The organism is Mesorhizobium sp. M1A.F.Ca.IN.022.07.1.1 (assembly GCF_003997575.1).
Classification (GTDB): Bacteria; Pseudomonadota; Alphaproteobacteria; order Rhizobiales; family Rhizobiaceae; genus Mesorhizobium.
This window is the reverse complement of the sequence record NZ_RZST01000030.1, coordinates 19451-28414: the sequence shown is the minus strand read 5'-3', so window position 1 is coordinate 28414 and position 8964 is coordinate 19451. Positions and strand designations below refer to the sequence as shown.

The 8964-nt window shown below is 64.5% G+C and carries 6 protein-coding genes and 1 pseudogene; 4 read left to right on the top strand and 3 right to left on the bottom strand.

Going from position 1 to position 8964, the window contains the following annotated elements:
• Window positions 1–312 (top strand): annotated as a pseudogene (locus tag EOA75_RS06305) (hypothetical protein); the annotation flags it as partial.
• An 882-nt stretch (window positions 313–1194) separates the two neighbouring features.
• Here the strand turns inward: EOA75_RS06305 and EOA75_RS06295 are convergent.
• Both EOA75_RS06295 and EOA75_RS06290 read right to left on the bottom strand, forming a co-directional pair.
• The gene (locus EOA75_RS06295) at window positions 1195–2460 is read right to left on the bottom strand and encodes a DUF763 domain-containing protein (RefSeq protein WP_127323878.1); all 1266 of its coding nucleotides are present in this window, start codon (window positions 2458–2460) and stop codon (window positions 1195–1197) included.
• A 117-nt stretch (window positions 2461–2577) separates the two neighbouring features.
• Window positions 2578–2895 (bottom strand): hypothetical protein, encoded by a 318-nt coding sequence (locus EOA75_RS06290; protein WP_127242355.1) that lies wholly within the window; start codon window positions 2893–2895, stop codon window positions 2578–2580.
• Window positions 2896–3180: 285 nt separating this feature from the next.
• Here EOA75_RS06290 and EOA75_RS06285 point away from each other — a divergent pair, with 285 nt between their 5' ends.
• Entirely contained in the window at window positions 3181–3534 is a 354-nt protein-coding gene (locus EOA75_RS06285) for a cupin domain-containing protein (RefSeq protein ID WP_127217550.1), read from the top strand.
• A gap of 256 nt (window positions 3535–3790) precedes the next feature.
• Here EOA75_RS06285 and EOA75_RS06280 read toward each other — a convergent pair whose 3' ends face one another.
• Window positions 3791–5803 (bottom strand): acyltransferase family protein, encoded by a 2013-nt coding sequence (locus EOA75_RS06280; protein WP_127323877.1) that lies wholly within the window; start codon window positions 5801–5803, stop codon window positions 3791–3793.
• 310 nt (window positions 5804–6113) lie between these two features.
• Between EOA75_RS06280 and EOA75_RS06275 the strand changes: the two genes are divergently transcribed.
• Together EOA75_RS06275 and EOA75_RS06270 are read left to right on the top strand one after the other, a co-directional pair.
• Window positions 6114–6707: a hypothetical protein gene (locus EOA75_RS06275; RefSeq protein WP_245466575.1), complete on the top strand. Its 594-nt coding sequence runs from the start codon at window positions 6114–6116 to the stop codon at window positions 6705–6707.
• Window positions 6708–6885: 178 nt separating this feature from the next.
• Complete coding sequence (locus tag EOA75_RS06270) at window positions 6886–8961, top strand: AI-2E family transporter (protein ID WP_164747292.1); 2076 nt, start codon at window positions 6886–6888, stop codon at window positions 8959–8961.
• Window positions 8962–8964 lie beyond the last annotated feature (3 nt).

Genomic DNA, 8964 nt, shown 5'->3' with positions numbered 1-8964 from the left:
GATTTCGAGCGCTCCGCCCGCGAGGGCCTGCAGCCGCAATCCTGGAGCGAGCGCGTCGACGGCGGCCGCGTCGGCGGCGGCGTGCCCGACCGCGTGCTCTCAGCCGGCCGCGCGCACGCCCACGCAGCGGCCGCGCTCGCCCACTGGGAGGTGGCGGAGGTGGTGCGCAAGATTTGCCTCGAAGGCCAGTCGGTGAAGGCCATCGCCGAACGCACCGGCGACGGGCGCGATGTGGTGGTCAAGCTGCTGAAGGTCGGGCTGGATTTGTTGGCGGTGCATTACGGGATGATGATGGGGAGGAAGGTAGGGTGAGGGGAAAGCGATGTGCCAAACTTGCGCCGGATCGAAAGCTGCTTATGTGACTATGCAACTGGAGTGACTGAATGCGTTTCATTAGACTTGTTTCCGGTTCAATGATGTTCATGATCGGCCGTCGCTGCAGTAATTGCGACCGTGTTTAACGCCCATCCTGTTCTCAACACCGCAATGTTGATGACACTGCTGTTTGTGCTTAAGGCCGCCTGGGGGCACCTAAAATCGAGCTGGCGATGACCGTTAATCCACTGATTCTCCGGATTGAAGATGACCCGGCCAGCCGACCACGACCACCTCGCTTCGCAGTGACCATCCAGTCTAGAAGAGGCGAACGCGACTTACTGGTTCCGTCGGCTTGGCTCGTGGGGCCCGCTGGTTGTCGAGGAAGGCGCCGATCCAGCGGCGCCATACCAGCTTATGGTTGCAAAGGCCTACGGCGCCGGGACGGACGGGGTGAGAGCCGACGCCAGCGAGAGTTTAAAGTGGCTAAAACTGGCCGCTGAAGGTGGAAGCAAGGAGGCGGCTGCGGCGCTCTCCCAATCCCAGCATTGATTAAACGACGTGCCGAAGGACAACATTGTTATTCATTCCGACGATCCACTGCCGAAGAGCGTATTGAAAGACGACCGCGCAAAAACTTCTGGCCTCGGCGCTGCCCCTCATCCGCCTGCCGGCACCTTCTTCCCGTATAGTGGCGGGGAGAAGGGATGGCCGCGACTCTGGCAGCTATTCCGCGACGTTGGCGGTTGGCGAAAGCGGCGGTGACAGCATCTTTCTCCCCGTCACTATACGGGGAGAAATGCCCGGCAGGGCAATGAGGGGCAGCGCCGATCGATGCGGTTATCTGCGCGCTTTGCGTGACGCCGTTTCAGCCGTGTCTCAAGCGCCTTTCTTCAGCGGCTTCGGGTCGCTGTCAGGTGGTGGTTCCCACCCAAACACGCTCCGTCCCCCCAGCAGATGAGACTGATCCATCTCGCCGGCGACGATCTCCTTCAGGCTCGGCCCCGTCACATAGCGCTCCATCCGACGTGATTCCCCGTCCAGCCGCTTGAGTGCCTGCAGCTCTTCCTCGCGCCCGAGTTTCGCCTTGCTCACCGCCGATTTCAGCACCGAGATCGTCTCGTCATAGACCTTCAGCGGCACGGGGAAGGGGTGGCGGTCCTTGCCGCCGTGGGCGAGCGAGAAGCGCGCCGGGTCGGAAAAGCGGCAGGGCGCGCCGTGCACCACTTCCGACACCATGGCGAGCGCGCGCACCGTGCGCGGGCCGACGCCGGGCACCAGCAGCAGTTCGGGAAAATCCTTCGGGCCGCTCTCGATCGCGGCGGCAATGTTGCCGTGCAGGCGGCGCATGACGATGTCGCTTTCGCGCACGTCGTGATGCGCGGGCATGACGAGGTTGGGGAGCAGCGGTTGCGCGGCCGGCTCGGGCGCTTCGGCTGGCTCCAGAACGGCAAGCTCGCTCAGGATCTTTTCCGGGCTCATCGTCTTCAGAAGCGCGATCTGCCCGTCGCGCGCTTTCTCGGCGCGGTGGTCGGTGAGGTTGACGATCTCGCCTTGGCGTTCGCCCTCGATCGCCGCATGCGGCTGGTCGACGAAGCTTTCCAGCCCCTCCGACAGCCAGTGGTAGCGGCGCGCCTGGCAGGCGTCGCCGTTCATGCCCTGCTGCACCACCACCCAGCGCCCGTCATCGCTGACGATGAAGCCGTGCAGGTAGAGGTCGTAGCCGTCCTGCACGGCGGCGCTGTCCACCTTGGCGACCAGCCGGCTGGCAGTGGCAAGAGCTTGGCCGTCGAGGCCGACATGGTCGCCGATCGCCAGCAACTCGCCCGGCGTCTTGCGCGAATGTGCGCCGCGCCCGCCGCAGACATGGATGCCAAGCTCGCCGGCCATCGGATTGAGGCCCCGCTTCAGCGCGCCGATGACGGAAGTGGTGATGCCAGAAGAATGCCAGTCCATGCCCATCACGGCGCCGAAGGACTGGAACCAGAAGGGATGGGCGAGGCGCCGCAAAAGCTCGTCGCGGCCGTAATGATGGATGATGGCTTCGCACAGCACCGCGCCGAGCCTCGTCATGCGATCGCCCAGCCATTTCGGAACCCGCCCGCCATGCAGCGGCAGGTCGGCGCTGCCGCTTCGCTGCGTCACTTTTTGCTTTCCCTTATGAATGCCGGCTTCTAGATGGCATTTTGGCGGGAATTTGCAAGGCGGAGCCGCAGCCGGACATCTCCCCTCGCCGAGAGGAGATGTCCGCTCGCTGGTCGGTCAGCGCCGGCAGATGCGGATCTTTTCGATGACGCGGTGGCCGTGGCGCCAGTGCTTCACGATCTTGATCCGGCAATGATCGCGATAATACCGGTTATGATAGCGCACCACATAACGCTCGCGATAGGGAGTGTAGTAGTCGTCATCGTAGACGTGTCGGTAATAGCGGTGAGGGTAATGCCCGCCATAGTAGTCACCATAGTAATCGCCGTAGCTGGGGCCGACGCCGATGCCAAACTGAACGCTACCGGCACTCGCCGGCGCGATCGCAAACGCCGAGGCGATAGCGATCATCGAAGCAAGCAGAAGCTTTTTCATCGCTGCCTCCTTGAGGTTCGATGGTTGCCCCTTCAAGGCACAAACGGTTTCGGGACGGGTGGTGTTCCGAGAAAATTAGGCGGGGATCCTAAGGCCGAGCAAGGAGCGAAGCGGTGCCGAAGCTGACGATCTTCGCCCTGCGGGGAAGGTCACGCTTTTGTTCGCCCCGCTGTTTTCGATCTTCGGCGTCGCCATATCGCCACCTGCTGTCGCCGTGCAGCGCGTGCGCGCGCGGCGTCGTCGTCTATTGCCACGTCCAGCCAATCCCAACCGCAGGAGCCTGCCATGACCAAGCCCACCATCCTGAAATTCGGCCCCATCGAGCATGGCGATGGCGGCGATCTGCCGGGCTGGATCGCGGTCGAGGGATCGCCGACCATGCAGACGACCGTCCAGCACACCAGCGAGGACGGCAAGGTGATGTCCGGCACCTGGCGCGCTTCGCCCGGCACCTATCACGCCACCTACACCGACTATGAATTCGTCCACATGATCGCCGGTCGCATCCTCATCACGCCCGATGGCGGCGAGCCGGTCGAGGCCGGCCCCGGCGACGCCTTCGTGGTCGAAGCCGATTTCAAGGGCACCTGGAAGATCCTCGAGCCGGTGACCAAGCATTTTGTGGTTGTGGCGGAGTAAGCAGAAGCTGCTGATCCCCCCTTGCGGGGGATGTCTGGCAGGACAGAGGGGGTGTGAAGGAACGCCGACGCTCGCACGGTCGCAATCCTCGGGCTTGACCCGAGGATCCATGCCGTGACCTTCGGCGTGAAGCGCTACGGTGCAGAATTCTGTCACTGGTGCAACGCTTTAGCGTCACGGCATGGATCCTAGGGTCTGCGCGCGTCGCTTCGCTCCCTTGCTCCGCCCTAGGATCACGAACGACAGGGGCGGCGCGCTACCTTCCCACCTTCGAGATCACGCGCCTTTCCACCTCCGGTTCCAGCGATTCCGCGAATGGGGTCGCCAGATGGTGCTGGTCGCGGAAGGCGAGCTGGCCGTCGATGAAGACGTGGCAGGTTGTGGCGTTGCAGAAGCGGTCGGTGAGGTCGACGTAAGTGGCATTGGGCACGCTGGTGACGATCTCGCGCTCGACCGCCGCCATCTGGTCGTTGGCGGCATAGGCGCGGCTCTGGTCGCAGAGCGATGGCGCCTTGTCGCGCCACAGCGCGCGCGACACGCAGGTGTCGATGTTCTCGTCGTTGAACGGCACGTCGCGGATGAAGGCGATCTTCAGCCCGGCCTTGCTCAAGCTGGTTAGTGTCGAGCGCAGGCCGGCCCGCCATACGGCGTCCGGCGTGTCCGGCTCGCCCTTGCCCGCCGCCATCTTGCGCGAGGAGGTCAGCGCCAGTTCGGAGATCACCACCAGCGAAGGCCTGGCCGCGATGATCTCCTTGATCGCCTGTTCGCGCCACTGGTCGCATTCGCGGTAGTCGCGGTTGAGCTTCGTGACAAAGTAGGAAAACCGTGAGGGCCGGCACGAGCTCTTCAGCCAGGTCTCGACGCGGTAGCCGTTCTTCTTTCCTGCCTCGATCAGCGGTGTCGACCAGTGATCGGCGTGCGAATCGCCGAACAGCGCGATCACGCGCTGGCCATTGCCGAACACGCAGCGTTTCGGCGTTACCGTGTCGTAGCCCTCGACGCAGGCCTTGGCGCGCGCGGTGGCCGGCTCGGCCGCACTTGCCGCGATCGCGCGCTGCTCGGGGTCCTCGGCGCGCACGGCCAGCGCTGCGTTGCCGTAAGCGGCTGCGACGCCGGTGCCGGTCAGGAGGAGGGCCGGCACCAGCGCCCGCGCCGCATTGGCCATAAGCCAGCCATTGCGGCGGATTGGATTCTCGATGAAATGATAGCTCAGCGCAGAGAGCGCCAACGTCAGCCCGAGGCAGGCGAGGCGTTGCGCAAAAGTCAGCTCCTCGACCAGCATGCCGGCATAGACGATCACCGGCCAGTGCCAGAGATAGAGCGAGTAGGAAACCTTTCCGATCCACTGCAAGGGCGGCAGCGCCAGGGCGGCATTCACGCAATTCGAGGAAAAGAGCCCCGCGTTTTTCCGTTCGAAATTGCGTGCAAGAATGCCGTCCCCGACGCCGGCCGCGCCCGCCAGCAAGAGAAGGACAGTACCGGCCACGGGCACGAGCGCCAGAAAACCGGGGAAGGGAGCCTCCTCGCTGAAGGTGAGGTAAGCGAAGGCAATGAGGACCAGCCCGCACAGGCTGAACGCCGTCCCGAGCCGCGGGCGGTTCTGGAGCAGCCATGCCGGCGCCATCGAAGCCAGCCCGCCGGCGGCGAATTCCCAGGCGCGCAGCGGCGAGAAGTAGAAGGCCCAGGGCTGCGAAATGGGGGTCAGCCAGGCGCAGACCGCGAAGGAGACCAGGCCGGCAATGCCGATCGCAAGCATGATCGTCCGCTTGCCGGGCTTCAGCCAGGCCGCCAGCATCAGCAGCGCCGGCCAGGCGAGGTAAAACTGCTCCTCCACCGACAGCGACCAGTAGTGGATGAAGGGATTGTTGGCGGCGTCGTTGGCGAAATAGTCGAAGGACCAGCGGATCAGCCACAGATTGATCATGTAGGCGGAGGCGAACATCGCGCCCTTGGAATAGAGCTGCTGCTCCTCCGGCGACAGGATCAGCGTGCCGACGGCAAGCGTGGCGGCGATGACGAACAGCGCCACCGGCAGCAGCCGCCGCGCGCGTCGGGCATAAAAGCGAAGGAGGTCGAGCCGGCCCGTGAGCGAAATCTCGCTGACCAGATGGCGGGTGATGAGATAGCCGGAGATGACGAAAAAGATGTCCACGCCGGCAAAGCCGCCGGGCAGGGCGGTGAGGCCGAAGTGGAAAGCGACAACGCCCGCCACGGCGAGCGCCCGCAACCCCTCAATGTCGGGCCGGAAGTCCGGCGATGGTGCTGACACGAAGGCGAACCTCGCAACGGTCGTTCGTATCCCGCCTTGGGTAAAGCCTCGCGCCTATGGGCTCATACCGCAATGCAACAAATCTAACGCAGTGCAACATAAAGGGAGGCGGCAGCAACGGCGGCGGCAACCGACGCTTCGGCAGCCTAGGGTCTGTGCGCGTCGTTTCGCTCAGGACGACGAAGGAGCTCAGCCGCCGTTTCCCCAGTGTTCGAGAGCATGGAAGGACATTGGCGAACGCTAAAGGCAAATTGTCCGCCTGCAGGTAATCTGGTAGGATCAGTGCACCGACGAACGGCTCTGGGACGCCGTGACGTCCGACATCATGCACAAAGACATCAACTCGAACCGGAGAACGGCCATGAAACGGCTTCTGACGGTCGCTGCGCTGTTGGCAGCGGGCAGTTTGATTGCGATGCAGGGCGCAGCTGCCGACGATGCTGCGCTGATCAAAAGCGCCGAGTCCGCCGCACCCGCCGCAGTGGCGAGTGGCGCTGCGGTCTACGCCATGGATGAAAAGGGGAACATGCGCACCCTGCGCGAGGGCAAGACCGGCTTCTGGTGCATGCCGGACAATCCGGCCTCGCCCGGCCCGGATCCGATGTGCGGCGATGCCAACTCGATGGAATGGGCGATGGCCTGGCTGCAAAAGAAGGAACCGCCCAAAGGCAAGGTCGGCTTCATGTATATGCTGTCCGGCGGCACCGACGGCAGCAATACCGATCCTTATGCGACGAAGCCCGAGGCAGGCAACAATTGGATCGAGACGGGGCCGCATGTGATGATCGTCAACGCGATGGACATGATGAAAGGCTATCCGACCGATGCCAAACCCGACACGTCCAAGCCTTATGTGATGTGGCCGGGCACGCCGTACGCGCATCTCATGATCCCAGTAAAATAACCGGCCACGGACCTTCAGGTGCGGCGGCGAGCGCTTCAAATCTCCCTTTGTCCGCAAGGGGAGATTTGCATCAGCCGCTTCGTCCTCGCTCCAACTGATCGCGCCTCGCAACCATCCTCCGATCCGCGCGTTGCAAGCCGGCGAAAGCCAATCATGGCGGGCAGGGTGGAGACTCACGGTGGCGGATAATCGTCAGAACGGCACGCGCGAGTCGGAACCGGGGCTGGCGGGCCTGCTTGCTGCCTCGCGCAGCCATCCGCGCACGGCGCTGCCGACGGTCGCAACCGTCGTCGCGTCGGTTGCGGCGCTCTATTTCGGCCGCGAGGTGTTCCTGCCGATCGCAGTCGCGCTGCTGTTGACTTTCGCCATCGCGCCGCTCGTGTCGGCGTTGAAACGCGTCGGCATTCCGCGCCTGCCTGCCGTGATCGCCAGCGTTTTGGGCGCCTTTGCCGCGCTTGCGCTGTTCTCCTTCGTGGTGGCCACGCAGGTCAGCGACCTCGCCCAGAACATCCCCGTCTATCAGATCAACATCCTGACAAAGATCCGCGCGCTGAAGGAAAACGGGCTGGGCAACGGCATCATCTCGCGCTTGAGCGGCGTGATCGAGCGCGTCGGCCAGGAGTTCGAGCGCCAGGAGCCGCAACTGCCGTCCGCCGCCGAGACGCCGAAGCGCGATCCGATCCCGGTCGAGATCGTCGCGCAGGAAAGGCCGCTCGAAGTATTGCAAAAGGTCATAGAGCCGCTGCTCAGCCCGCTCGGCTCGGCCGGCCTTGTGGTCGTCGTCGTCATCTTCATGCTGATGGAGCGGGAGGACCTGCGCGACCGCTTCATCCGTCTCGTCGGCTATGGCGATCTCCACCGCACCACCCAGGCGCTGCAGGATGCCGGCAAGCGGGTCGGCCAGTATCTGTTGATGCAGCTGGTGGTCAACGTCATCTACGCCATCCCGATCACCATCGGCCTGTGGGTGCTGGGCATCCCCAACGCGCTGCTTTGGGGCCTGCTGGCGCTCGCCTTGCGCTTCGTTCCCTATATCGGGCCGATCATCGGCGCGCTGCTGCCGCTGTTCCTGGCGCTGGCGGTGGCGCCCGGCTGGTCGCTGCTTCTGTGGACCGGGGCACTGTTCATCGCCATGGAGCTGATCACCGGCAACGTCATCGAGCCATGGCTCTATGGCTCGCGCACCGGCCTCTCGCCGCTCGCCATCATCGTCGCGGCGATCTTCTGGACCTGGCTCTGGGGGCCGATCGGCCTGGTGCTGTCGACGCCGCTCACCGTCTGCCTCGTCGTCCTCGGCCGCCACGTGCCGCAGTTCGAGTTCCTCGACGTGCTGTTCGGCAACGAGCCGGTGCTCGAGCCTCATGCGCGTCTCTATCAGCGGCTGCTTGCCGCCGATCCGGACGAGGCGACCGACCACGCCGAGGAGATGCTCGAAGAAAAATACCTGTTCGAGTTCTACGACCAGGTGGCGATTCCGGCGCTGCTGCTTGGCGAGCAGGACCGCATGCGCGGCGTCATGGATGACGAACAGCGCAAACAGGTAGCGGCGAGCGCGCTGACGCTCGTCGCCAATCTGGACGCCAGCGCCCAGGAGGAAGCGGAGGAGGCGGAAGCCGAGGAGGAAGAGGACCAGCAGGCAGCCACTGCCTCGGCCGAGGCCTCGCCGGGCAAGGCAGCCTCAGCCAAGATCACCGCGGGCAAGGCTGCTGAAGGCAAGGCGAACGATCGGAAGGCCGGCGACGGCAAGGAGCCTCTATCCGAGGAGGTCGATCTTCCGGATGGCGTGGGCTTCTCCGTGCTTTGCGCCGGCGGGCGGGGCGAGCTCGACGACGCCGCCGCCGCTATGCTGGCGCAGGTGCTGGAGGTGCAGGGCGCCGAAGTGTCGAGAGCGAGTTTCATTGACCTCGAACCTGCCGGGATCCGCCGCCTCGACCTGAGCGGCGTCGATACGGTGGTGATCGGTTTCCTTAACCGCGACTCCACCAAGCACGCGCGCTTCATGGTGCGGCGGCTGAAGCGGCTGAAACCGCGTCTCAGGGTCGGCATCGTGTCCTGGTCGGAAATCGGCAACAGCGACGCCAAGGCCGCGGCCGAACTTGCCGCCGGGCTTAACGCCGATTTCGTCGCCCATGGCATGGTCAGCGCCGTGACGGGCGCCCTGTCGAGCGAGCCGCCGGTGATGCTGAAGCTTGCGCCGCAACGCCGGCCACGCCGCCGGCCGGCCCGCAAGAAGGAGCTGCAGGCGGCTGGATGAGGG